The 23,691-nt window shown below is 56.7% G+C and carries 27 protein-coding genes; 13 read left to right on the forward strand and 14 right to left on the reverse strand.

All coding sequences use genetic code 11. The annotated features are described in order from the left end of the window. The first annotated feature begins 119 nt into the window (after nucleotides 1–119). Nucleotides 120–344 (forward strand): hypothetical protein, encoded by a 225-nt coding sequence (locus ACUN0E_RS24245; RefSeq protein ID WP_445568179.1) that lies wholly within the window; start codon nucleotides 120–122, stop codon nucleotides 342–344. Then, on the forward strand, nucleotides 341–616 hold the full coding sequence (locus tag ACUN0E_RS24250; RefSeq protein WP_445568180.1) for a hypothetical protein: 276 nt from the start codon (nucleotides 341–343) through the stop codon (nucleotides 614–616). The genes ACUN0E_RS24245 and ACUN0E_RS24250 overlap by 4 nt, the downstream gene beginning before the upstream one ends. A 32-nt stretch (nucleotides 617–648) precedes the next feature. On the opposite strand, the gene ACUN0E_RS24255 is transcribed toward ACUN0E_RS24250, so the two are convergent. Beyond that, a complete protein-coding gene (locus tag ACUN0E_RS24255; protein WP_445568181.1) occupies nucleotides 649–987 on the reverse strand; it encodes a helix-turn-helix domain-containing protein in 339 nt (112 codons plus the stop codon). A gap of 305 nt (nucleotides 988–1,292) precedes the next feature. Here ACUN0E_RS24255 and ACUN0E_RS24260 point away from each other — a divergent pair, with 305 nt between their 5' ends. From ACUN0E_RS24260 to ACUN0E_RS24285, 6 genes are all read left to right on the forward strand, one after another. Beyond that, complete coding sequence (locus tag ACUN0E_RS24260) at nucleotides 1,293–1,772, forward strand: hypothetical protein (RefSeq protein WP_445568182.1); 480 nt, start codon at nucleotides 1,293–1,295, stop codon at nucleotides 1,770–1,772. Nucleotides 1,773–1,800: 28 nt separating this feature from the next. Beyond that, nucleotides 1,801–2,325 carry a hypothetical protein gene (locus ACUN0E_RS24265; protein ID WP_445568183.1) on the forward strand — a complete coding sequence of 175 codons (525 nt, stop codon included), beginning with the start codon at nucleotides 1,801–1,803 and terminating at the stop codon, nucleotides 2,323–2,325. Between the two features lie 54 nt (nucleotides 2,326–2,379). After that, nucleotides 2,380–2,745 carry a hypothetical protein gene (locus tag ACUN0E_RS24270; RefSeq protein WP_445568184.1) on the forward strand — a complete coding sequence of 122 codons (366 nt, stop codon included), beginning with the start codon at nucleotides 2,380–2,382 and terminating at the stop codon, nucleotides 2,743–2,745. 73 nt (nucleotides 2,746–2,818) lie between these two features. Continuing rightward, nucleotides 2,819–3,076 (forward strand): hypothetical protein, encoded by a 258-nt coding sequence (locus tag ACUN0E_RS24275; protein WP_445568185.1) that lies wholly within the window; start codon nucleotides 2,819–2,821, stop codon nucleotides 3,074–3,076. Nucleotides 3,077–3,165: 89 nt separating this feature from the next. Further along, nucleotides 3,166–3,666 carry a hypothetical protein gene (locus ACUN0E_RS24280; protein ID WP_445568186.1) on the forward strand — a complete coding sequence of 167 codons (501 nt, stop codon included), beginning with the start codon at nucleotides 3,166–3,168 and terminating at the stop codon, nucleotides 3,664–3,666. Nucleotides 3,667–3,730: 64 nt separating this feature from the next. Further along, on the forward strand, nucleotides 3,731–4,057 hold the full coding sequence (locus ACUN0E_RS24285; protein ID WP_445568187.1) for a hypothetical protein: 327 nt from the start codon (nucleotides 3,731–3,733) through the stop codon (nucleotides 4,055–4,057). A gap of 150 nt (nucleotides 4,058–4,207) precedes the next feature. On the opposite strand, the gene ACUN0E_RS24290 is transcribed toward ACUN0E_RS24285, so the two are convergent. From ACUN0E_RS24290 to ACUN0E_RS24310, 5 genes are all read right to left on the reverse strand, one after another. After that, nucleotides 4,208–5,356 (reverse strand): tyrosine-type recombinase/integrase, encoded by a 1,149-nt coding sequence (locus tag ACUN0E_RS24290; RefSeq protein ID WP_445568188.1) that lies wholly within the window; start codon nucleotides 5,354–5,356, stop codon nucleotides 4,208–4,210. Between the two features lie 1,040 nt (nucleotides 5,357–6,396). Next, nucleotides 6,397–7,911, reverse strand: a complete 1,515-nt coding sequence (locus ACUN0E_RS24295) for a plasmid replication protein, CyRepA1 family (RefSeq protein ID WP_445568189.1) — start codon at nucleotides 7,909–7,911, stop codon at nucleotides 6,397–6,399. Nucleotides 7,912–7,993: 82 nt separating this feature from the next. Beyond that, nucleotides 7,994–9,517: a signal recognition particle gene (locus tag ACUN0E_RS24300; protein WP_445568190.1), complete on the reverse strand. Its 1,524-nt coding sequence runs from the start codon at nucleotides 9,515–9,517 to the stop codon at nucleotides 7,994–7,996. A gap of 92 nt (nucleotides 9,518–9,609) precedes the next feature. Further along, entirely contained in the window at nucleotides 9,610–10,086 is a 477-nt protein-coding gene (locus tag ACUN0E_RS24305) for a hypothetical protein (protein WP_445568191.1), read from the reverse strand. Nucleotides 10,087–10,135: 49 nt separating this feature from the next. After that, nucleotides 10,136–10,393: a hypothetical protein gene (locus ACUN0E_RS24310; RefSeq protein WP_445568192.1), complete on the reverse strand. Its 258-nt coding sequence runs from the start codon at nucleotides 10,391–10,393 to the stop codon at nucleotides 10,136–10,138. A gap of 412 nt (nucleotides 10,394–10,805) precedes the next feature. Between ACUN0E_RS24310 and ACUN0E_RS24315 the strand changes: the two genes are divergently transcribed. Continuing rightward, entirely contained in the window at nucleotides 10,806–11,108 is a 303-nt protein-coding gene (locus ACUN0E_RS24315) for a hypothetical protein (RefSeq protein WP_445570510.1), read from the forward strand. A 437-nt stretch (nucleotides 11,109–11,545) separates the two neighbouring features. On the opposite strand, the gene ACUN0E_RS24320 is transcribed toward ACUN0E_RS24315, so the two are convergent. Next, nucleotides 11,546–12,265, reverse strand: coding sequence for a DUF5343 domain-containing protein (locus tag ACUN0E_RS24320; protein WP_445568193.1), 720 nt, complete (start codon nucleotides 12,263–12,265; stop codon nucleotides 11,546–11,548). 94 nt (nucleotides 12,266–12,359) lie between these two features. Between ACUN0E_RS24320 and ACUN0E_RS24325 the strand changes: the two genes are divergently transcribed. Beyond that, nucleotides 12,360–12,551 (forward strand): hypothetical protein, encoded by a 192-nt coding sequence (locus tag ACUN0E_RS24325; protein ID WP_445568194.1) that lies wholly within the window; start codon nucleotides 12,360–12,362, stop codon nucleotides 12,549–12,551. A gap of 502 nt (nucleotides 12,552–13,053) precedes the next feature. On the opposite strand, the gene ACUN0E_RS24330 is transcribed toward ACUN0E_RS24325, so the two are convergent. From ACUN0E_RS24330 to ACUN0E_RS24345, 4 genes are all read right to left on the reverse strand, one after another. Further along, nucleotides 13,054–13,560, reverse strand: coding sequence for a hypothetical protein (locus tag ACUN0E_RS24330; protein ID WP_445568195.1), 507 nt, complete (start codon nucleotides 13,558–13,560; stop codon nucleotides 13,054–13,056). Nucleotides 13,561–13,693: 133 nt separating this feature from the next. Next, on the reverse strand, nucleotides 13,694–14,257 hold the full coding sequence (locus tag ACUN0E_RS24335) for a YggT family protein (RefSeq protein WP_408222555.1): 564 nt from the start codon (nucleotides 14,255–14,257) through the stop codon (nucleotides 13,694–13,696). Between the two features lie 218 nt (nucleotides 14,258–14,475). Further along, a complete protein-coding gene (locus ACUN0E_RS24340) occupies nucleotides 14,476–14,796 on the reverse strand; it encodes an EthD family reductase (protein ID WP_408333726.1) in 321 nt (106 codons plus the stop codon). Between the two features lie 77 nt (nucleotides 14,797–14,873). Beyond that, nucleotides 14,874–15,812 carry a Rossmann-like and DUF2520 domain-containing protein gene (locus tag ACUN0E_RS24345; protein WP_445568196.1) on the reverse strand — a complete coding sequence of 313 codons (939 nt, stop codon included), beginning with the start codon at nucleotides 15,810–15,812 and terminating at the stop codon, nucleotides 14,874–14,876. Nucleotides 15,813–16,577: 765 nt separating this feature from the next. Here ACUN0E_RS24345 and ACUN0E_RS24350 point away from each other — a divergent pair. Next, nucleotides 16,578–16,892: a hypothetical protein gene (locus ACUN0E_RS24350; RefSeq protein WP_408222549.1), complete on the forward strand. Its 315-nt coding sequence runs from the start codon at nucleotides 16,578–16,580 to the stop codon at nucleotides 16,890–16,892. Between the two features lie 147 nt (nucleotides 16,893–17,039). Beyond that, nucleotides 17,040–18,005: a threo-3-hydroxy-L-aspartate ammonia-lyase gene (locus ACUN0E_RS24355; protein ID WP_445568197.1), complete on the forward strand. Its 966-nt coding sequence runs from the start codon at nucleotides 17,040–17,042 to the stop codon at nucleotides 18,003–18,005. Between the two features lie 78 nt (nucleotides 18,006–18,083). On the opposite strand, the gene ACUN0E_RS24360 is transcribed toward ACUN0E_RS24355, so the two are convergent. Then, nucleotides 18,084–18,764, reverse strand: a complete 681-nt coding sequence (locus ACUN0E_RS24360; RefSeq protein ID WP_408222545.1) for a LysE family translocator — start codon at nucleotides 18,762–18,764, stop codon at nucleotides 18,084–18,086. Nucleotides 18,765–18,890: 126 nt separating this feature from the next. Then, nucleotides 18,891–20,459, reverse strand: a complete 1,569-nt coding sequence (locus ACUN0E_RS24365) for a UbiD family decarboxylase (protein ID WP_408333735.1) — start codon at nucleotides 20,457–20,459, stop codon at nucleotides 18,891–18,893. 606 nt (nucleotides 20,460–21,065) lie between these two features. On the opposite strand from ACUN0E_RS24365, the gene ACUN0E_RS24370 reads away from it, so the two are divergent. Beyond that, nucleotides 21,066–22,250: a transglycosylase SLT domain-containing protein gene (locus tag ACUN0E_RS24370; RefSeq protein ID WP_445568198.1), complete on the forward strand. Its 1,185-nt coding sequence runs from the start codon at nucleotides 21,066–21,068 to the stop codon at nucleotides 22,248–22,250. A 208-nt stretch (nucleotides 22,251–22,458) separates the two neighbouring features. On the opposite strand, the gene ACUN0E_RS24375 is transcribed toward ACUN0E_RS24370, so the two are convergent. Further along, nucleotides 22,459–23,655, reverse strand: coding sequence for a pyridoxal phosphate-dependent aminotransferase (locus ACUN0E_RS24375; RefSeq protein WP_445568199.1), 1,197 nt, complete (start codon nucleotides 23,653–23,655; stop codon nucleotides 22,459–22,461). Nucleotides 23,656–23,691: the final 36 nt, after the last annotated feature.

The raw sequence follows: 23,691 nt of genomic DNA on the forward strand, positions 1-23,691 counted from the left end.
GAATGTCTGCAATGGGGCGGATCAAACATCGCTTGCGGGTGGGCGCGACGACTAGTCCGCCGAAGCGAATAGCTACCCACTCGTTGCCCAAAGCGCGGTATCGCCTGGATAGTCGTTGGATGAACGATACTCCATGCCAAGGCGATTTCCTGCCCCTTACTACCGGTCAGATTCACGATCTGGCCGCTGCCCTTCGCGACGTTTTCGGAAGCAACCTTTCTCGCGAACAGTTTAACGACAAGCTGCTGATGTTTCTTGAAGATGTTCCAGGATATGAATCTGGCGGGGCATCGTCGGCGCTGATCGAGTCGGCATGGGCCGTGTATGGCGGGGCCGAAGAATGACGCCACCACTATTCCATATCGGCGAAGTTGTTGCGACGCGCGGCGTCTTCGCGCATCTTGAACATCACCACATCACGGCCTTTTCATATCTGAGGCGTCACGCCTGCGGAGACTGGGGAATGGTGCCGCCCGAGGATGCAGCGGCGAACCGGTTTGCGGTCGAGCATGGTGCGCGCATCCTGTCGAGCTACGACATTGCGGGCAAACGTGTCTGGATCATCACCGAAGCAGATCGCAGCACGACGACACTGCTGTTTCCGGGCGAGTATTGATCGGCAGGATGGCGTCGGGCAAGCGTTGAAGGCTATTTGCGCCGATGACCCTTGCCCGCGTGCTTCGCCTTGAGCATATCGGTGAACTGCTGCACGAAATCTACGACGAGCGCGCGTTCGTCCGCATCCAAGCCGCTCAGTGCGTTTGCCACATTAGCCAGTTGATCGTTAGGCCGCTTTGACCCGCGCTGCAATAGCTGATCTACCGAGCATTCCAATGCGTCGCTCAGTTGCTGGAGGCGGAGCAGCGTTGGGACCCGGGTTCCGCGTTCCCAGCGGCTGACTGCTTCCTGTTCAAGGTCAATCATTTCTGCCAGCTGTGCTTGGGTCAAACCCTTTGCCCGCCGCAGATCGGCAATGGACTCGCCCACTCGGACCGCAAGTTGTGCGTTCTGGGTGTCTTTGGTGGGCTGATTTGAGCGGATAGGCATAGGACAGAATGGTGGTCTCTATGCCAAACTTGATGAACACCCCAAATGGAATGTATATTCCTAATGGGGCGAATTTTTGTGCTTTAACAGCAGATACTTGCATTCGGCGGTGCAGTTCGGCGGCGTCGGGGTGCCGAGCTGGGTCCGTCAAACGGACCAGCGCAATCAAAAGCAGCAACGAACTCAAAAACACGAATATTCACCGGCTTAATGCCGTTGACGGAAGAACGAACGGGGCCAAACAGATGACCAAGCTGGGTATCAGTCTCACGAGAGCAGGGCGAGTTGCCGCAGCTGCCATTGCAGCAATCACATTGACAGCAGGCTCCTGCCGGGCCGACGAACTGGGCCCGAGCTGCAAGCAGTTTCTTCATCTGAAGATGCAGTGTCTTGGCGCGAAAGCGAACACGATCGAATCGAACGGAAACGCGCAGAAAGCTCGTGAAATTCGACGCAGCATTCCGTTCGAAATGCATCAAGCAATCTATCTCCTGGCGAAGAATCTGGGGTTCATGGATGCCAGTCGTGTTGAGCAATACTGTGCTGAAGACGCCTGGTATATCCAGAACGCTGACAGTCCAAAAAATAATCGTCCGGAAACGAGCGTGCGACTATGCAGCGTTACAACGAGTTGGCCGGAAAATTACAAAATCACACCGGATAGCGACTCGAAGGTCGAGGCACGCATTCAAGAGATAGAAGCCGAGATCGGCATTTCAAAATAACAGGCCAAAGCATTTTGTCGGGGTTTCAATGAATAAAACAGGAATGGCCTTCTGTAAGCTCGGCTTGGGAATTCTCGTCATGACCGTTTCTTGTGTCGGCTTGGCAAAAACTCCTATCGACCAGACGCTCGATTTTCTGGTCGGGCCGAAGATGGGCGGGTCGCGAACCTTCAAGTGTAGGGAAGCGGTCAAGGAGAAAGTCACTGACGAGCATGCCTATTACGAATTTGGCGACGACGGATCGTACTCCAGGTTGAGTTCACATCCAGACCCTCGAACTAAATTTCTACAGCCACTGGATGTGAGGGGCATATTCAGGTTGAAAATTTCGAATGGGTTGTTGATAGTCACCTTCACAGATGAGTTTGTGGGTGAGGTGTATCTGAAGGATCAGAAACCTTACGATGCCGTCCTGATTGGAACCGACAACAACGACACGATGGCAATGATGATGGATCGACCCGTGCCAGAGAGACCCGACATCCGGGAGCGTCTGCGTCTTGTGTGCATTGGAGATAAACCAACGGGCCGTGGACCTCAGAGAAGCTATTAGAAATCGATCAGCAGGTCAGCAACATCAATCGGGGCATCGCCAATGAAACACGTCATGTTTTCTGCCATCGCCGTAGGAGTTTGCGCGATCACTGCCGCCAATGCGACGACGATCCCTACGTCGTTTCAGGGCAACTGGGCATCCAACTGCAAGGCAACAAAAAATCCGCAAGACACTGAGGCCGCCATGTCCCTCGTGCGTATCGACGCGGTCAGCGTTTCTTACGGCGAAGCGCAATGCACGCTGGTCAAGACATCGTCTAACAACGCGTCGCAAATTGAAGGGACCTTCGATTGTATCGGAGACGGTGTGGGCGGAAAGGAAGTGTTGATCCTACAGCAGGAAGGCGGGAAGCTGCGGCTGATCGACAGGGCCGGGAACGTGTGGCAAAGCACAGACATGCTCGCTCGCTGCAAATGACACGTTGCGCCCGAACCGTGCACTGGACAAGCAGTTAGAGCCTGTATACCCGACATCTGGAATCAATCAAAATATGTTCGATATCGTATCGTTTCTGGCAGCGTTGGCGTTTGCTGCTTACGCGAAGAATAAGGGCCGAACCTACATGTGGGGCGTCCTTCCTTTCCTGATCGTGCTGGTCATGCAAATATATTCGGCGGTCAGCGGCGGCGGTCCAGTTGAACCGATGAGGACTATCTATGCCTTCGCGATCACCGGTTTCCTGTATTTCATTGCCGGACAGGCGACGATAGCAGCAGATCGGGAAGAAAAGAGCAAGAACGTCAAATAACGGCACGGCGAGAAGTGGACACCGGTATCTGTCGATCACGTTGTTGACACTTTTCCAAAACCAAAAAAACATTCAGGAAAACGTTTTAAATGCTGACCGATTGCCCACACTGCTACAAGAAAATGCATGATGAGGCGGATTACTGCCCTCATTGCAGGCAGTATGTCCCGAACGCCTCCGAAATGTCGAGCAGCAGCATGGATGTGGAGGGCATTCTCAAATATCTGCTAATCGCAGCAGCGATTTTCTTTGGGTTGGGGACGGCGCTAGACTACCTGTCGTGGTGGAGTGAGTGGGAGTTTGTCCCCTGCATAGCGGTTTCGCTTGGGCTTGCATTTGGAGTGATGTGGATATTGAACGCGCCGGAACGAGCATCGGCTCGAAGACAGGCCAAATTCGATCGCGAAGATGCCCCTTTGCGGCCACTCAGGAAACAACACTTTCAGCACAAATGCAATCACCCGATGAATGATCCGGAGTGGGATGAGCTATGTGAGGAGCGGAGAGAGAAATTGATCGCACAGTGGAAAATGGAGTTGGAAGAAATTGAGAGGAAAATTGATCAGTACCCTCGACCTTCCTTGTACTAGTCGAAACAGGCGTGCTCGGGCCGAATGAAAGAATCGCTGTGGTCAGACCTTGACGAAAAATACTATGAGATTCGAGACATGTTTTGAAGGCAAATCGTGGCCGAAAGTGAAGGAGCAGATCGGCGTCATGTCGGTCGATACGCTCAATCGTAACTGGCAGCTTGTTCACGAAGAGGATGGTTATCTAATTGCCATGGCGGAGAACGGCAGGGACGCATTGCTCGGGCGCATGGGCAAGCGTGACGATGGCAAGTTCTGTATCGAAATCGCTGTGCGTGTGTCCATCAAAAATAATATGCTTGGCCGTTACGAGTTCTGGCACGTCGATTTGAGTGATCGGCAACGTTATGCTCAGAGACTCAACGATGCGATCAGGCAGCATCTCGCTTGATTTCGGATAGAGGGTAGTCCCCCCATCCGAAACAATACCTGAATGCTCGCAGGCTCGATCGCACTGCGCCGTCCCGGTTATGTACGCCTTATATAAGACATGGAAAGTGGACTATTTTCTGATCGGTCGAAGCAGCCAAGACCCCTGCGTTTATGCGGGGTCCAGCAGCAACGAGTCGATGACTTTTACGGCCTTGCGACTCGCATCATTCGGGCTCAAGTGAGCATATCGTTGGGTCATCTTCGGGTCGCTATGGCCGAGCAACACCGACACTTCATACAGGCTGACGCCCGCCTTGACCAGCTTGCTCGCGAACGTATGTCGAAATGTGTGCAGAGTAACGCGTCCACCGCGCTCCTTGACCGCCGAAGGATCATTTAGCCCAGCGCGCTCGATCGCTTTCTTGATTGACTTCGTGCTGTAGCCGCGTTCGTTACCTGTGCGGTCCTCAAACACGTACCGTTGACCCGGCCTGCGTTCATCCCACCGGCGACGAAGAATTGCTTCGAGTCGGGAGGTCATGTACAGCACGTCCTCGTTTCTTACCTTGCTCCGGTACAGGTTGATTGTGCTGGCTTCGAGGCTGATCGCCGACCACGGAATGTTTGCGACCTCGGAATAGCGACACCCCGTGTCTAGCAGGAAAACGGTGATGTCATAATTGTCCTGCACATTCCGCGTCATTTCGGGTGTTCGCGTCTCTAACGGCTTTAAACCGTTTCTAAGCCGCTCCGGATCGAGTTCGAGCAATAACGCCGACTCTTCGCTGGAATCCAGATATCGAAGCCTATAAGAAGTCTTAAGCGCGGGAAACACGATTTCGCGATTCACTTTGAAGCCGAGCTTCGTCATCTCGTTGATGGTCGCGCGCAGCAAACCAATCTCGTGTTTGATCGTCGCAGGCTTGTCGCCTTCGGCCTTGCGTTTCGCAAGGAGGACTTCGAAATCGCGCGTTGTCAGTTCATGCAGCAGCATATCGGGCGAAAATCCATAGCAGGGCAGCTTTGCCTTCGTCTTCGAATGAAGCTTGTACCCCATCGCTTTCCGGATACCCGACCACATGCCGCTGTAGTAAGCGGTGCCCTTGCGGGATTCAACGTACTGCTCAAGCGCATCCTTGATTGTGATTTCGGGCGAGTCGCCCAGATACCGCTCGCTGTGCGCGCGGTTGCGGAATTCGCGTTCGACCTGAGCGGCCTTCGTCTTGTTCGGCGTGCCTGTCGAACCGAAGAATTTCTTGCCCTGAATCTGGAACTGGTAGTACCAGTTTTTGCTGTTGTTTCGACGGATTAGTGTCATGGGCGTTGCTCCTTACGGAATGTAATTGATGAGCAACACCATCCAGGCTGACACGGAGTATGACAACAGCTTTCGCCCATGCCAGAGCGAAAGAAGTTCGCCAAGGAACGGGGCGGGGGCGCGGGTTAGGAAATGCAGTCGCCCGTTACAGCGTGATATCTGTAACCGAGAAATCCAATCCGGAAACAGTGTCTCGACCGGAGTCGCAGTTCTGGCATAGTCCATGAGAAATTGCATCCCAGCGAGATATGGGTACACCACAGCCTGCGCATGGTGCTTCCTGCTGTGAAATAAGCCAAGAGACAGTGTTACAGGTATGGCACCGGAAACCGAGGGTGCAACTGAATTCTTCAAAAACATATCCGGTTCCCGGCTGGTCCGGATGCAGTGGACAGAGAACGCGATTGTCCTCACAATAGAATTTGCCCAGATCTTTTTGATTTCCTTCGTCGTCCGTGAATAAAGTGCCATCGGGGACGTATCTCACGCCGGGAAGGTCGGGTGGGAATTGAAATTCCGGCAGTAAGCAGGCAAAGAGCCGACGATTGATTGGAGCGCGTTTTTCGGATGTGTGCGTGTTGTTAGGCATCGTTGATTTCCTAAAAGAATCGACGGCTTCACATACAGATGTGGGGGAACCGTCGATCATTACGTTAAAAGGACGTATCTGATCGAGGGGACCCCATCGCACTTTAAGATCAAGTTGGCATCACAGCAAGCGTGATTGCCAGGTCAGTCGCACTACCGCTGACCGCATGTAGAATGGAGTAGGGCACGGATTGAATCAGTGCTCTTGGGTGTTCATTCCTCGTTAATGAAGAAATATTAAGGATTGTTGATCAAATATTCAAGTAGAAATTGAATCTATAGTAAACGCATGGCTACATAGAATTCGTGTGGATAGAAGCAAAAACCACGAATACGACAAGTAACCGTATATCTGTTTTTTTAAAATTGAAAAGATGCGCACTTGTCGGATCGTGTCGTTCAGACTGCACGGGAGAATGATCCCGTGCAGTCCAGTCGCTACTTTTGTCCCATCATTCCTCGAAAGCGGGTTCGGTCAGATAGACCATTTTTCCATCCGCGTTCAGGACGTATGGCGTTCCAATATATGAGTAAATATGCGGGCGATTCCGCGTCTTGAGCCGATACTTCGCGAAGCCCATCGTGCGATCGAGGAGCGCCGGGTCGAGGCGATAGAAGTTGGTACGCTTGCCGCCAGCATCACTCTTGCCGTCTGTCACGGTGTCGAGGCCGACCAGATCGAGAAAGTCTTTGAACTGGGCGAGCGGTTTGTCCTCAACGTCCCTGCGCAAAGCCATGTCGAACAGGTGGGCGATTTGAGCCCTGTAGTTCAGGCAGCAATCAACGAAGCTCCGCATGTTGTCCTTATGCAGGCGGTGGGAAGTATCGAACACCCGTTTCCCATCGTAGATGCCCGACGCCATCAGTACCTCCTTCAAGGTCAATTGACGCTTGGCCGCCATGTCCTTATCGAGTGCGTGGACCTTCGTGGTCCCGTATGTCCGGACGAGCGCGACAGTCTCGGGTTCCAGCAATTCACACATGGCTGTGACTTGGGCGCGATAGCGTCCGCGGTTGTCAATCAATACGAGTTCTGGCGTGATGTCCTGACCATAAAATTTCTCGATCGCGTAACGGTCGCGGCGCAGTTGTTCGTCGGAAGTCAACATCATCGCGTCGTTCAGCGTCTTGTATTCTTCCTCGGTGAGCGGCTCGGCATTGCAAACTTCCGTAGCATGCATTTCTTCGAGCCGCTTCCGCGCTTCCGCCGCTTGCATGCCAACATTTGAGCATGATTCACCGGACGAGCCGCGACCGGGTTTCGGTGGAGCAACATGCTTGATCTCCCACCCGTTACGTTCCTTGAGCTTGATGAAGTTGCCGCGCAGATCGTTCTTCGACGCATTTTGCATGGAGACGGCGTGGGCGTAGACGTGCAGGAGGGGATCGTCGTCGTCGATAACCGGCATTCCATGAGGACCGTATCCCCGGATGGCCGCTGGCAGTTCATCGAGATCAACGATGACCCGTTTGATGGCCGATGGTTCGGTTTCATATTGCAGGCTTGATTCGGCGACCCACGCTTTAACGTGCTTGGGATGCCGCACGCGACAGAGCTGCTGATCCATATCGAAATGCGTGTTGATTTTGTCAGAAAAAAACCCCCACACGCAATCAATCCATTGCTCTTCATCATCAAAGGTGATGTCGATACCCGTACCGAGCGAAGGCGATGCAACGAGAACATCGTAATCGCGGATGCGCTCGACGATATTGTTAATGAAATCCTTGATTTCAGGGTCTTGGGAGTTGGCCGATGTGATGCACATAACGCGCAATCCAGTCCCCACGCGAATCATCTCTGCGAAGTTTTCGGCATCCTTCTTCGAGTTGCAAACCACAGAATGCCTTCCGCCCTCTTGCATCGTATCCAGCATATCCTTCGCCAGATGGTTCTTGGACTGATAGAGATCAATGCTGCGACCGGATTCGGAATAATTGTTGACGAAAAAAAAGTAGTTATCCATATTAAGATAAATTGTTTGCGTGTTGATCTGGGCGCATGTTCGCGCCCATGAATGGAAATGATTAGTCGTGAAGCTCGGCTTCTTACCGCTGGTAACCCTTGATACCTACTCCGTCACGGCAGCACCTGATCGCCTCGAATGACAGCCGGCCGAGATCGGCGTCGCACACAATGACGGTCGTAGCCTCACGTACGTAAAAGCTCAGCGTGTGAAATACCGACTCACGTTTGCCGTCCAACGTCGAGGACAAAAAGTGCGAGAAAAGCTGTTCCGACTCGTCAATGATGACGTGATCGAACGAGTGAACGCCCGGTTTCAGCCGCCTGCGCAAGCTGTCGAGGCAAACGGCATAGGCCAGGTACCGATCGCCTCCGATTTCCCGGTCATACTTGTCCAGATAGCAGAACATACCGAGACGGTTTGCGCTGGCAGACGCAAGTGCGATCCGGTGAGAAACAAGCAGAACCGATTCGCCGGTATCAATACAATGCTGGACGAACGGCTGCAGGAGTTTGGTTTTCCCACTGCCTTTTGGGCTTTTGATGAAGTTCACGCCGGGGCGGAAGGGAATCAGCGCCGGCGAAAGGTACCGAGCATTCAGTTCTTCGACGACGACGTTATGTGTCGCATCCGACAGCTTGCCTGCAAAGAGTGCCTGGTCGAATTGCTCGAAGTCATGCTCCTTCAGGTCGTTACGCCGCATGGTCTCCGGCCAGAATGTTTGCTGGCATTTGCTGCAATGGACACCCCGGATACCCTGAGCTGACATCGTAACGAAAGCGCTTGGATTGCGGTCGGAGTGGTGCGGGCAGTGCACAGGCGTTCCGCTTGCGAGGATAGAGAGGGCCGCCTGTTTCCCGTCGCGGGTGCGCAGCAAATGGTCTTCGGCAACGTGCAAGGACGAACGTACGTAGTTGTTCGCATTGTGGTTGCCGCCGTCCTTCCCGTCATCGCCGCCTTGAGTCGCCCCGAGCTTCTTGAAATACTCGATTTGCTCGATGGTCAACGTCTTGTCGATGATATGGGGCTCGCATCCCTCATTGCCGTAGTATGCGCGGCATGGATCGACGCAGGACTCATCCGCACCGAACACGCGGACAAGACCGCGAAGAATCTTCCGCATCTCGTCGGCGTCGGTGATCGTGTATGGCGTGCGGAACATAAGCCGCCAGCGTTGGTGCTCTGGCGAGGAACTATAGGTTTGGTAGATCATGAGCCCGTGATTTGACACGAGATCATGATTCAGCAACGAGTCGAATGTCCAGCCCTCATCCAGATCGGCACCGATAACATCGGTGCAGTTGAAGTTTGCTGCATTCCGACGATTGATGTGTTGTGCGCACCAGCTGAAGCCCTGAGAAACGGCGGACGCGATTTCACTGAGCGTGAGAGTGACGTTCTCGAATTCTGTAGCGAGGAGTTTGAAATCATCCGTGTCCGGACGAGCCTTGTTCTTGACTTTCCGGTTGACGGCGATTTTCATTGCCTTCGATGACGGAGACGAGGGGAGCGAAACAAGCGATTCGCTGGCGTCATTCGTGAGCGAAGTCTGGCTTGCAGTTTCCGAAGAATAGCCCGAATGTTTTTCAATGGAGTCGATATTCATAATTTAGGAATACATATTAATTCACCGAGAGCGCCCAGTAGACGACTGCTATCTCCCGGCTCAGTTCAGATGACTATCTCGTGGTGGCTAAATCACAGGCCCAGATGTTTGCGAATGTCCTCGTAATATTCGCCGATGTTTGAGAACCTCGGATTGTTGGATGGGGCCAACGACATGAGGTAATAGATGTGTTTGCACATAGGGCAAAGGATGCCCTCTGCAAAGCCGCCTTCGCGACCCACTGTATAGCCTACGCGGTGACGAGCGCGCTTATGGATGATGGGGCAGAGCGTCAGAACTCCCGCAGGCAGCGTGTTGACACGACGATGGCCGAGCTTCGCTCCGTCCCGCGTTGCGGTGTGAATATACGCGTCGGGATGGAGCGTGAAAGATGCGCTATAGCCGGGGGGAATTTCCGGAAGTTTGGCTTTCCTGCGCTTGGGATGCGATGCGCGTTCAAGATGAACGGCATCCATAGCGAAGATGTATTCGGGGGATTCTGGGCGAGTCGCCGGATAGAGACGGCTGCCCTGATTTTGGGTAGCCGTTGCTGAGGTGCTTTGATGCATCGTGATCTCCTGTAAACGCAAAAGTTAAAAAACTTGCTATACAGGACGATCAGAGTTTGGTTCTGGCCTGTATAGCTTTGAACCAAACTTTTATAAGGACTCGATAGCGCGAGTTCTTATAAAAGCCTAGTCCAAGGTTATACAGGCCAAGCAATCGATCGAAATCGACGACCGTAGTGGTTGCTACTACGATCCAACTACCCGGCTCGAATTCTTTCAGGTAGTTGTACTTCGCCTCAATCTCCGCTTTCGCGAAATCTGAGCTTGCTTCCTTGATTGAGTCTGCTGCCTCAACGAGACGAATCATTTCATAAGTCAGGGTCGAGTGTCAAACCGCGGTCAGGCGTGGCCCTGAGTTTGCGATGCGCCTAAACAACAACACAAACTGTTTGTGTTCGACTTTTCGCTGCTTCATTCGTGGCGACAAGCGACAACTGTTGAGATTGTTTTTTTGAAGATTGAAAAAGAGCGGACTTGTCGGATCGAACAACGAGTCGGTCCCACGGCAGAATCTAGTTAAGCTGATGATCTGGGTCGAAAATTCCTCGTAGATCAATGGGGTAGAGAGTAGGTGCGTGAGGGTGACGTGAAAACTGTCACTGTTGCTCGCTGAATTTCGAAGTGGTCGCCGTCGTGCTGGTCGTGGTCGCTCGCTTGCTGTTGCCTTGAAGGTCGATCTGCTGGACCCTGGACGCACTTTCAACGAATGGAGTGCGATCATGGTCGATCAGAAGCAAGGTGTGGCGAGCAAAGACGAGAAAGCAGGTAAGCCTGTTGTCACGGATGTGAAGGCAAATTCCGCTACTGCGACGGCGAACGATACCGCAGCGAAGGCGGCCCCAGCTACGCCGACCAAGATGGAACTGGCAACTGAAATTTACAAGCGGATGCGGACTGTGAAGGATGTTACGCGGAAAGACATCATCGAGAAGTTCATCGCCGAGGTGAAGCTGACGAAGGCTGGCGCGAGCACGTACTATCAGATGATCAAGGACAAGCACGAACCGATGGGCAAGAAGTGACATACGGCTGTTGGAAATGAAAAAACGGCCGGGCTAGTGAAACCCCGGACCGTTTCTTTTCGATCAGTCGAAGTTAAAACTCAACTGACCAGGCGCAGACCGCCAGTGCGAGCACACACTTTCTAGGTTGCCGAAGCGAACCCGAGTGTAGTTACGCACAAAAACAGTCTTTGCCCGCGCAATGATTCGACGCGGCATGCTGCCTCCTACGAGATAGGAGGTTAAAAGCGATTCTTGCCCGCAGCACTCCCGTGACGTACACTACCGGGGTTATCTGACCGATAACTGTGGGTGACAGAGGCACGCCTTAACGCGCTGTCTTCTAGCTCACCTCCGCCTCCAACGTTTGAATCTCCTGGCCGAGATTCGGATTGTTGGGGGCGTTGTTTTTTTCGGCCCTGTTACAGTGAGTTAGGTAACGGGGCCGAATCATCTTCTCACGATGCGTTCCCCTTGAATCCCTTCCAGCGCTTGATGTAGACGGAAATCATGTTTTGCAGCATCTCCCAGTCGTCTGCATCAAGGCTGTTGGGCACGATGACTTTGACACTGCGCTTGCCGGGCAGAGGTATCTCGAATCGTTCGACGTCTGCGCCATCATCTTCATCGCCGGTTTTGCTGTCTGACTCCCGACTCGTCTCCTCGACACCCTTCGCTGTCTTCTTGGCCGTGCCGCCATTCTTGGGCGGCGGCGGGGGCGGAGCTTTGACGTGTGGCGAAACAGGAATTCCATATTCCTTCGCCGCAGCCAAGAAAAAAGCGATGGTCTTCGTCAATGTGCTTCCGCTGTTGCCCAGATTACGGAATTTCTGAGTCATCTCCCCCGAACTGGCGTGGTGCAAGTCAAACTCGGGATCGTTGAAAAGAAATGCGTAAGACTCTCGAACGATCGCTTCCAAAAGCGGCTTCCGCGCGTCGTCCGTAGCTAGTACTAGCGGCTTGAATTGCTCTTTTGGTTTTCCAACCTCATCAATAAGACCGAGGAAGCGGAGGGCGGCGAGCATCCCTGATTGCTGGGAGCCCGAGGCCTTGGGCATCAGAGTCTTGTCAATACGAGTCGGAACGGTCCCTGCATCGCGCAGCGAGTTCAGAAAGACCGTGAAGGACAGGTGGGAGATGACTGGTGGCGTTAGAACTTTTTCGCTGGTACTAGCCATGGTGCGTCCGTAGACTTTGGGTAATGTCTGGAATGTACGCTCAATTTGTCCTGATCGGTAGTCCTTTCGGATGAAATTTTATAAGTAGCCATAGATGGCTACTTATATTCATGCACGCGTAGCGGATGGAATCAGAGGTCGCCAAGAGAAAATCAGAGATCTTGTTACTGATTTGTTGTGTAAGTTATTGAATATAAACAAGAAAATTATTGAAAATTTCATCTGGATGATTTTCGGATTGTTCTCTGATATCGGGTTGGACGGCTGGCGTGGTCGAGATGCGTGAATTTTCTAGGTTCGTGTTACTGCTAGGACGAAGCTATTCGGAGGATGAGGGTGTGGAGTTGTGCCACCTGCGCGTGGGACGCAAGGCTATTCCGGCTCGTTCACTTGGCAACCGGGAGAAAGGACGCGGCGACGGTTCTGACAGCCGGCACGGCGGGGTCCGTGGTAGAAAACGGGCGGGTGCGTCCAATCCGTTGCCGCGTCTGCTGTTAGAGGCCTCGCGGACCGTGACTTCGCGCTTGAGCTTGAGCGGGATTAGTAGCCCGAGCCGCGTAGCCGTACTTCGACTTTAATCTGCGCGGCGGTCAAGAAGCTGAGGTTTAACTCGAAGCATCTCGACGTGGCATCGTGAGGACAAGCTAAGCGTCCTTGATTCGGACAAGCATGAGCTGCGGGACCAAAAGTTACGTAAGGCTTTCGCCGGAGGCTCCTTTCGGAAGCCTCCAAGTTCCGTGGTCCGCAATGGGATGGACTGTTCGTCGGCGGTCCATGCACTACCGACTTTATGCGGAATCGTCCTTCCTTTGCTGAAGAACCTTGATTGCTCTCTTGGACAGCTTTTCGATTTCCTTTACGGCCTCTGTTCTGGTTGCTTCGTCGCCGGCTCGGGCTACATCCTTGGAGCGATGGGTGATCGTCTTCAGCATGCCTTGGAGAGTTTTATTCTCGTCAAGGTAGTCTCGGACATCACGTGCGTTTGCGCCATGCTTACCAACTAGTTCGCCGATGATGTCGATGGCTTTCCAATTTTTAAAGATAAGGCCATCAATCACCTGCTGTTGTTCTTTTGTAAGGGCCATGCCTGTTCCTTTTCCTTTTTTGACGAAATTGATCGCCTTATTGTACTCAGAATCGTTATGTTTTTCTGGGCAATGGCATGTCAGCAGTTTCTTGAAATCGGAGCCGGGATGAAAACTGGCATCGCTGTGAACAGCGCGTGAACCGTGGTTGTTCGTAGATTCGGGGGAAACCCTAGCGTGAGAACGCGCGTAGATAGCGGGTTTGCTCAAGCCGTTGCAGCTTGGGAAGCTAGGGTATTACCATTATACGACGCCCGCAGAGCGCACGATTCTACTCGGGAAGGGGCGGTTAGCGCAAATCGCACTGCCGCCACCCTCACTCACAAGGTGCACGGAGCGTCGTTCAGATCACGAAGTAGGTCAATTGAACGGCCGCACGTGTCACCACCATCAGCAGCACCTGCACGATCACGAACAGCAGAATCGGCGAGAGGTCGATGCCGCCGAGTTGCGGTACTACGCGGCGCAGTGGATTCAGGAACGGCGCAGTCAGCTGATACAGGATCGGCATGGCCGCCGAGCGCGGATTGAGCCATGACAGCAATGCCATCAGGATCGTCATCCAGATGATCAGATTCAGCGCCCACTTGATGAGCGTCAGCACCGCGACGATCAGCAGGGTCGGCGCGAGCGTGAGCGGATCGGCGCCCGTGAGCACCACCATCAGCACCACATAAATGATTGCCGCAAGCAGCGCCGCGACCAGGCTTGCCCAATCGATGTTGCGCGTGCTGTGCAGGATGTGCCGCAACGGCAGCACGATCCAGTTAGTGGCTTGCAGCACGGCGTTCGTGACGGGGTTGTACGGCGGCATGCGCACGACCTGCAGCCATGCGCGCAGCAGCAACGCGGCGCCGAACAGCGTAAAAACGGTATTGAGCAGAAAACGGGCGATATCGCCAAACATCTCGTGTCCTTATCCTTCGGATGACGGCCGTCGATCGGCCGCGGGGTGCCGGCGCTGATCGATCGGTGCACCGGCGGGTTCATTTGGATTGCCCGCGCCATTTCCGCAGGAGGCGCGTTACGCGTCACAAATGGGGACGCAGTGGATCAATTTCCAGATGTTCGAGTCAGGCTAATTGGCGAACTGCATGCTGCCAAGCAGCACCCGGCCACGGGACGTCACACAGAAATCTTGATTTCGCTGATCAGAATCGTACCGTTGCCGCCGTCGGTGTAATTCGGAATGTCCGCAAGCAGGCGCTCCGAGGCCGACTTGAAGACCTTATAGAAGTCGTCTGCGCTATCGAACAGGAAGTGCCCCGCGGCGACGTACGGCGGCGGCGTTCCCGGAGGCCCGGCGTTGATGCCGACGTCGACCGACCAGCCTTTCAGCGACGGCCCGAACAGCTTCGCCGCAAGCGGCATGTGCGTGACGCAGTAGTAGTCCACGTCAAAGTGGCCGTTTTCCCGGTACGGATAGAGGATGCTGACCTTGATCATTGTGCGTTCTCGTCTGTTGGTCCCTAAGCGCGGCGCTGGCGGATTGCGCGCGGCGCCGGACGTCACATTATCACGGCTTACTTGACGCTTGCACCTGCTGCGGCCTGATTCAGCGACCGGTTGAGCGATTCTTCCACCGCCTCGGCAATCGCCTCGATCGCGGCGGGCGGTTTGGCGCGGCGTTCGGCCAGCCCAACCGCGCGCCGCGACAGCAAACCGTACAGCGCGGCATGATCGCCGCCGAGGCCTTCCAGCAACGCCAACTGCTTCTCCACGACGCCCGTATCGCCACGCGACACCGGGCCGGCGAGTGCGTTGGGCAGGCCCTTGTCGCGGGCGGTTTCGATGGTGCCGGAGAGCATCGGCAGCAGCGCGCGCAGCGCATCGTCCTCAGCAAAGCCCAAAGTGCGCCACAAGGCTACGCATTCGGCGAGGCTGCACAGTGCGAAGCTGGCGGCGTAATGCGCGGCGGCGTGATACAGCATGCGGCCGCCCGCTGGAATCGACAGCGGGTGGCAGCGCAAGGCAACAGCCAGCGCCGTCAACACGTCCTTGAGCGCGCCATCCGCCTCGATCGTCACCGAGCAACCGGCGATCCGTTCGACGTCGGCGAGATCGCCGCTAAAGAGGTAAAGTGGGTGAAAGCCGCCGATCGAGGCGCCCTGGTCGCGCGCCGGGGCCAGCAGATCGACCGGCGAGGCGCCGCTGCAATGCACGAGTGCTTTGCCTTGTGGGCCGCTCGCTGAGCCCGCCGTGTATCGCAGTGTGTGCGCTGTCGTACCGATGCTGTCATCAGGAACGGCTAAAAAGACCATATCGGCGGCGTCGACGACCTGTTGTGGGTCGTTGAATGCCGCGCAATGCTCGATTTGACTGGCGAGCCGGCTGGCCGAGGCCGCCGTGCGGCTCGCCACCGCCGTGACCGGATAGCCGGCGCGTGAAAAGCTCAGCGCGAGACACCGCGCGAGCCGCCCCGCACCGATGAAGCCGAGGCGCGGCAGGGAGGGCTGGGACATGGTTGCGTGCTCCAGACGGGACACTTGAACAGGAAACAGAAGTATCGCATCCGCCCGGCAGTGGCGCGTCTCGGCACCGGCATTCCTCTGATCAGTTCGCGCACGATATGGCGCGTCCAGTCGGTTATCCGGTCGCGCGCGCCCCGCGGGTCCGAAAACTGCTCACAATTTCTCTAGGGGTCGGTTTGGCAGTTGCTGTTCTGGGTTTTTCGTCTCGCAGTCAGATTCGGGAGGTAACGATGAATATTTTTTCTTACCGAAAGCACTTGCGGTTCTTGACTCATTCACAGCGCCGTCGCTGGTGGGAGCAGAAGAAGCGTTTGAAGCCACGCGTGCGCATCAGCGGCGCGTATGTCCCGCCCAACGTCTCCAGAGAATTCGCCTACGTGAAGGTAGGCTGAAAATACCGTCTGCTCGCGAGTAAGAGATGCCCGGCGTGATTGCGCCGGGCATTTTTCTTTTAGGCCGTCAGGATTGAAGCTAATTTGTAATCAAAGATTACTGACAAGTGAGTGCCTGAAGCCGCAAGACCTGCAAAGCAGTGGATTCGCTTCCCCTTGATCGCTGGCAAACCCTTAGTTCTCAGCCCGTCGCGCGGTATATCCGGCTGGCGTCGCGTGGACATAAATTCGGACCTATTGCCGCCAATTGCAATTTGCAACAAATGCGAACATCTATGCACAGGCTTTTTCGATACATTGATTTCATAGCATGCAAGGCATGCCAAAGTCGGCGACCTTAGTGGGCCGCGCCAGGAGAATAAAAGTGAAAAAGATCGTTCCGTTTGTCGTTGCCGCCGCACTCGGCGTGGGGTTCGCTACTGCTGCACAGGCGCACGTTTCCGTCGGTATCGGAATTGGCATTCCAATCGCGCCGGCGTATCCGGTTTATGCTCCACCGCCGCCGGTCTATTACGCACCGCCGCCTCCGCCAGTGGTGTACGCGCCGGGCTATTACGCGCCGCCGGCAGTCGTGGTGGGTGGGTATTACGGTGGCTATGGCCGTCCTTATTATCATCACGGCTACTACCGCGGTGGTTATTACGGCCACGGCTATGGCCACGGTTACTACCGCCGCTAATCGCGAGAAAAGCGCGGACAGTTGTTGACGGCGTAACGCCGGCTTGATCGCCGGGTTACGCCGTTTGTATTTGTGCTGCGACGTACCAAAGCACTGGCGAAGCTGGGAGAATGGCTGTTTCGCCACCGCTTTTGGAGAGTTTCGCCGATGCAAGCGCTTCCCGCTCCCACTTTCAACGACGTACTCGACGCCGCTGCACGTCTTGAAGGCGTCGCCCACCGTACCCCCGTTCTAACCTCGAGCACGTTCAACGAGCGCACGGGTGCGTCGGTGTTCTTCAAGTGCGAAAATTTTCAGCGCATGGGCGCATTCAAGTTTCGCGGCGCCTATAACGCGATTGCGCATTTCGACGCGGAGCAACGCAAAGCGGGTGTGCTGACGTACTCGTCGGGTAACCATGCGCAAGCGATTGCACTGTCGGCGCGCCTTGCAGGCATTCACGCGACGATCATCATGCCGCATGACGCGCCCGCCGCCAAAGTTGCGGCGACCAAGGGCTATGGCGGCGAAGTGATCAGCTATGACCGCTATACCGAGAATCGCGAAGAGATCGGCCGGCGGCTCGCTGAAGAGCGCGGCATGACGCTGATTCCGCCGTACGACCATCCGCACGTGATCGCGGGGCAGGGCACAGCGGTCAAGGAATTGATAGAAGAAACCGGGCCGCTCGACATGCTGTTCGTTTGCCTTGGCGGCGGTGGACTGATCGGTGGCAGTGCATTGTCGGCGGCGGCATTGAGTCCGGCGTGTATCGTGATCGGCATCGAACCTGAAGCGGGCAACGATGGCCAGCAATCGCTCGCGCGCGGCGAGATCGTGCATATCGACGCGCCGCGAACGATTGCCGATGGCGCCGCATCCACGCATCTCGGCGATTACACGTTCGCGATCATTCAGAAGCTGGTCGCGCGGATCGAAACGGTGAGCGACGAGCAGTTGGTCGAGACCATGCGTTTCTTCGCGCAGCGCATGAAAATCGTGGTCGAACCGACGGGTTGCCTCGCCGCGGCTGCCGTGCTCAACGGCATCGTGCCGGTGAAGGGCAAGCGTGTGGGCGTGGTGGTGAGTGGCGGCAACGTCGATCTGGCGAAGCTGGCGCAGTATCTCGCCTGATTGGCTCAGGTTGCACCGCGTGCGCTGCGCACGTTGAAATCGATGGAAAACGGCTCGCCAAGGCGAGCCGTTTCTTTTTTAGCTAGCAACCTGTTGTGCGGTCTGCACGATCAGATCGCGATACCCGTTCACGATCACGCTATACGAGAAGTATGCGAACAGCAGTGCCGATAACACATGGCACGCGCGCAGCAAACCGGTGCCGGCGCGTTTGCGCCCGTGGCTGCCGAGTCCGCAGATAAAGATTGTCCAGCACAAGCCACCCAGGAAGAAGCCGCCGAGGAATACCGGCGCAGTCGTCACACTGGTCGCACCCGCTTTCGCGATTAGCGCGCCGCCCACGGCGGCGAACCACAGAATCGCCGAAGGCGATGACATCGCCAGCAACGCGCCGCGCAAGAAACCGCGCCACGGGGAAAGATGTGGCGCTTTGGCATCGGCTTCTCCGGCAACGGCAGGTGCCGACGCCGGGAACATCGCTTCACGCGCCATCTTCCACGTGAGAAACAGCAGGATCGCCGCGCCGCCGATCCACACCACCCAGCGCACCGATTCGAACTGCAGCAGTGCAGCCATTCCCGCGAGCGCGAGCGCCGCGTAAACCAGATCGCCGAAGCAGGAACCCAGACCCAACCAGAAGCCTGGTTTGAAGCCGTGCGACAGCGTCAGCGAAATCATCGCGACGTTGACAAGGCCGATGTCCAGACACAACGACAACGATAGAAAAAATCCATCCGACATCATTGAAAAGGCATGCATCCGCGCAACTGCTCCATCAGTTTTGTTATTCAGACTTGTTCGAGCGCGCGCGATCCGGCGAGTGACTGGATCGCTTCGATACCGACAGAATCCTAAATATTCAACAGGGTGATTCGAGGGCTGTTTTTACAGTCCCAAGTCATTCCACAAGGCGTCGATCCGCTGTTTGACCGCTTTGTCCATCTCGATCGGGCGGCCCCATTCGCGATCGGTTTCGCCTGGCCATTTGTTGGTCGCGTCGAGTCCCATCTTCGATCCGAGACCCGCCACCGGCGAAGCGAAATCCAGGTAGTCGATCGGCGTGCGATCGACCAGCACCGTGTCGCGCGCAGGGTCGATACGCGTGGTAATGGCCCAGATCACTTCCTTCCAGTCGCGGATATTCACGTCCTCGTCGACCACGACGATGAACTTCGTATACATGAATTGCCGCAGGAAACTCCACACGCCGAACATCACGCGCTTGGCGTGACCCGGGTAGCTCTTCTTCATCTGCACGATCGCCATCCGGTAGCTGCATCCTTCAGGCGGCAGATAGAAGTCGGTGATCTCGGTGAACTGCTTCTGCAACAGCGGCACGAACACTTCGTTGAGCGCGACGCCGAGCACGGCGGGTTCATCGGGCGGTTTGCCGGTGTAGGTGGAGTGATAGATCGCGTCGCGCCGCATCGTGATGCGTTCGACCGTGAAGACGGGAAACCACTCCTGCTCGTTGTAGTAACCAGTGTGGTCGCCATAGGGGCCTTCGAGCGCGTGTTCATAACCAGCGGACGCGCCTTTCGTCGGACGCGGCGGTGCGCCCGCGGGAGCAGGCGAGGGCGCGCCTTCCTGCGGATAGATGAAGCCTTCCAGCACGATCTCCGCACGCGCGGGCACCTGCAAGCCGTCGACGCCCGGCGTGATGCACTTCGCAAGTTCAGTGCGACCGCCGCGCAGCAGCCCGGCGAACTGGTATTCGGAGAGCGTGTCGGGCACCGGCGTGACCGCACCGAGGATGGTTGCCGGATCGGCGCCCAGCACGACAGCCACGGGATACGGTTTGCCAGGATTCTGCAGTGCGAACTCGCGGAAATCGAGTGCGCCACCGCGATGCGCGAGCCATCGCATGATCAGTTTGTTACGTCCGATCAGTTGCTGGCGATATATGCCTAAATTTTGTCGGCTCTTATTCGGACCTTTTGTGACGGTCAGGCCCCATGTAATCAGTGGTCCTGCATCGCCCGGCCAGCAGGTCTGAATCGGCAGCTTTCCGAGGTCGACATCGTTGCCTTCCCAGACGATTTCCTGGCAGGGTGGCGCGCTCACCGTTTTGGGCGCCATGTCCCACACCGCCTTCGCGAGCGAGAACAGTTTGCCCGCGTCCTTGAGCCCCTTGGGCGGTTCTGGTTCCTTCAATGCGGAGAGCAGACGGCCGACGTCACGCAGCGACTCCAGCGCTGCGCCATCGCCTTCACCGGCCTGCGCGTCGATACCCATGCCGAGTGCAACACGGCGCGGTGTGCCGAACAGGTTGCCGAGGACCGGAAACGCGTGCTGCTGCTGGCTCTCAAACAATAACGCCGGCCCGCCGGCGCGCAGCACGCGGTCACACAGTTCGGTCATTTCCAGGATTGGCGAGACGTTTTGCGAGATACGGCGCAGTTCACCGATCGATTCGAGACGGCCGACGAAATCGCGCAGGTCTTTGTATTTCATCTGGTGCGGTAGAGTGCCGCGCAAGCGGCAAAAAAGGGAGGGCGCCGCAGGTTTCGCGGTGCCAAAACGATTGTCGATTTTACCTGTGTTGGCAGGCGGACGTAGATTGGCCGGACGGCCTGCATCCGAAGGAGTATTTGAGATAGCTCAAGAGGCGCGCACCGCGCGGTTTTGAACGGACTGAACACTGTTCATTATTACAATTAGTTATACATTTGCCTGTCTATAGTGTTGACGATCTATAAAACCCTGCATAGAATCCGTCCACATTGGTTGCAGGGCGTGAACCTTTTTACCACTGCCCCCGGTCCCATCTGACGCAACGCGTCACCGTTTACCGCCCCCCTGCACGGTATTTGACGGTCTTACAGAAGTCCTCGCCAGCGCCAACTGACGCTGGTTTTTCGCGTGGGAGCCTCCGCCCGCATGTTTTTTGGCATGCCGCGGGCCGCTTTCGAGATGGCTCCCCACAAACGGTATTTGCCGTTTTCCCGACGTCGCTGCTGCCCTTACCAGACAGAGCGCGCGATGTCTTGACTCTGCGAACGTGTGTTACCGCCTGTTCAACTGGCGGAGTTCGCGGATCATGCAACATGGGAGATCTGAATGAACGCCTGGTTAACGTGGCGTCCCGATGAGCGTATCGCGCAAGTTGTGCGTGGTGCGTTGCGTCGCGGGACGCGAATGAGTCATCACCTGTTCAGCATCGTCGGCGGAATCGCTGTCGTGCTGGCAATCACGCTGTGGCTGATGCCGGCCTTGCGCGGCACCCTTGCCGCCAAGCTCATGCCGGTCATTTCGGCCGCTGTGCAAGCCGGCCCTGCCCGTCTGCTGCAGGGCAACCCGCTGCCGGCTTTCGGACCGCCTGGCGCGTCCTCTGACGACTCGCTATCCGCGAATTCGACCAGTAGCGACGCCGCTAGCGGCACGAACAACGGCAACAATGAGGTCACCGTCAGCAACACCAGCTACGACGGCGCTTTCGACGGCACCGGCACGTCCGGTATGGGTGTGGCGGCGCTGAACGGCCTCGACCCGCGCACTATGCAAAGCGTTTCCGCGCTTGCGCGACTTATCCCGGCGCAGCGCGTCTCGGCCGACGCACGCGACGATCGTGTGCTGGTCTCGACCCGCGAGCAGGATCTGGTCGCGTCGTACCTGGCGCGGCGCTATCGCGTCGCTCAGGAGCCCGTTGGCGAGCTCGTAAAGGCAGCGTTCGACACCGGCCGCGAAGTCGGTCTCGACCCGTTGCTTCTGTTGTCCGTAATGGCAATCGAATCGGGCTTCAACCCGTACGCCGAGAGTGGTGTGGGCGCGCAGGGCCTGATGCAGGTGATGTCCAAGGTTCACTCGGACAAATTCCAGTATTTCGGCGGTCAGAGCGCGGCGCTCGAGCCGGTTGCGAACATCAAGGTGGGTGCGCTGGTGCTGAAGGATTGCATCGCGCGCGGTGGTTCGCTGCCAGGCGGTTTGCGTCTTTATGTCGGCTCGACCTCGCCGGACGACGGCGGCTACGGCGCCAAGGTAATGGCCGAGCGCGGCCGCCTGCGCGATGTGGCGCGTGGCCGCAAGGTGCCGATCAATGCACCGCAGGCTCCGGTTCTGACGGCGTCGAACACGGCTACGGCTACCGCGGCATCGGCTAACGGCAAGCGCGTGCAGATGACGCTCGATGCCGGTCATCCGCTGAGCGCGGCAACGCCGGTGAAGACGCCGGTGTCCTCCGAGCAGGACGACGCCAGTTCCAACGCGCCCAAGCATGTGGCATCGGCTTCGGAGTTGGGCGCCTGAGATTATTGGCTGCGTAACCCCGTTGGCGTGACGCGAGAGCGGCCGCAACAAAAAAGGACACCCGAGGGGTGTCCTTTTTTATATGGCTGGCGCTTGCGATGGTGGCGCGCGAGGCTGCGGGGCGTGTGTCTGGGGATTGCACCCCGCCGGGCCAAGTTAGGCCCCCTTTGGAGGCAACTCAAGCCGCAAGCGCTTAAGGTCTGTTCGGTCAGTGCCGGCCGAAGAACTTCGCCAGCCGCTCGACCGCTTCTTCCAGCTTCGGCAGGGCGGTTGCATACGACAGCCTGATGTAATCCTTCGGTGCGTGCGTGCCGAAGTCCATGCCCGGTACCAACACCACGCCCGCGTCGTGCAGCATCGCTTTGGTGAGCGCCGCGCTGTCTCCGGCTGCCCGATGCGCGACCGTCCGGCAATCGGCGTACACATAGAACGCGCCGTCAGGCATTACCGGCACCGAGAAGCCCAGCGATTCGAGCGCCGGCGCAATGAAGTCGCGGCGGCGCTTGAATTCGAGGCGGCGCGCTTCATAGATCGCAATCGTGTCCGGTTCGAAACAGGCTAGCGCCGCATGCTGCGCGAGCGCCGACGCGCAGATGAACAGGTTCTGGGCGAGTTTTTCGAACGCGCCGACCATGCCGGGCGGCACCACCAGCCAGCCCAAACGCCAGCCGGTCATGTTGAAGTACTTCGAGAAGCTGTTGACGGTGATGACGTCGTCGCCGAACGATAACGCCGAGACAGGCTTGGCGTCGTAGCTCAGCCCCTGGTAGATCTCGTCGACGATCGTAAAGCCGCCACGCGCCCGCACGGTCTTGACGATGCGTTCGAGCTCAGCCGGTTCGATCGACGTGCCGGTCGGGTTCGACGGCGACGCCAGTAGCACGCCGCGCGTGCGTTCGTTCCACAGGCGCTCGACGTCGTCGGCGGTCAGTTGAAAGCGCTCGGCCGGCCCGCTTGGCACCAGCACCGGCTTGCCTTCCGCCGCGATCACGAAGTGGCGGTTGCACGGATAGCACGGGTCGGGCATCAGCACTTCATCGTCGCGATCGACCAGCGCGGCGCAAGCCAGCAGCAACGCGGCAGAAGCGCCAGCGGTGACGACGATCCGCGCCGGATCGACGCTGACGCCGTAGGCTTCGGCGTAATGCGCCGAGATCGCCTCGCGCAGTGCGTGCAGGCCAAGCGCATTGGTGTATTGCGTGACGCCGCGGCGCAGGGCGCTCGCGGCCGCTTCGATGACCGGCTCGGGCGCGGTGAAATCGGGTTCGCCGATTCCCATGTGGATGATGTCGCGCCCATCGCGCTCAAGCAGCGCGGCTTCCTTGGCCAGTTCCATCACATAAAAAGGCTGGATGGCGTCGACGCGGGCAGCAAGCCGCACCAAGGGTTCGGTCACGGAGTTCATACGATCAAATTCAGTTCATAAGCAAAAGCGGGACGG

It is taken from the genome of Paraburkholderia sp. D1E (genome assembly GCF_052682275.1).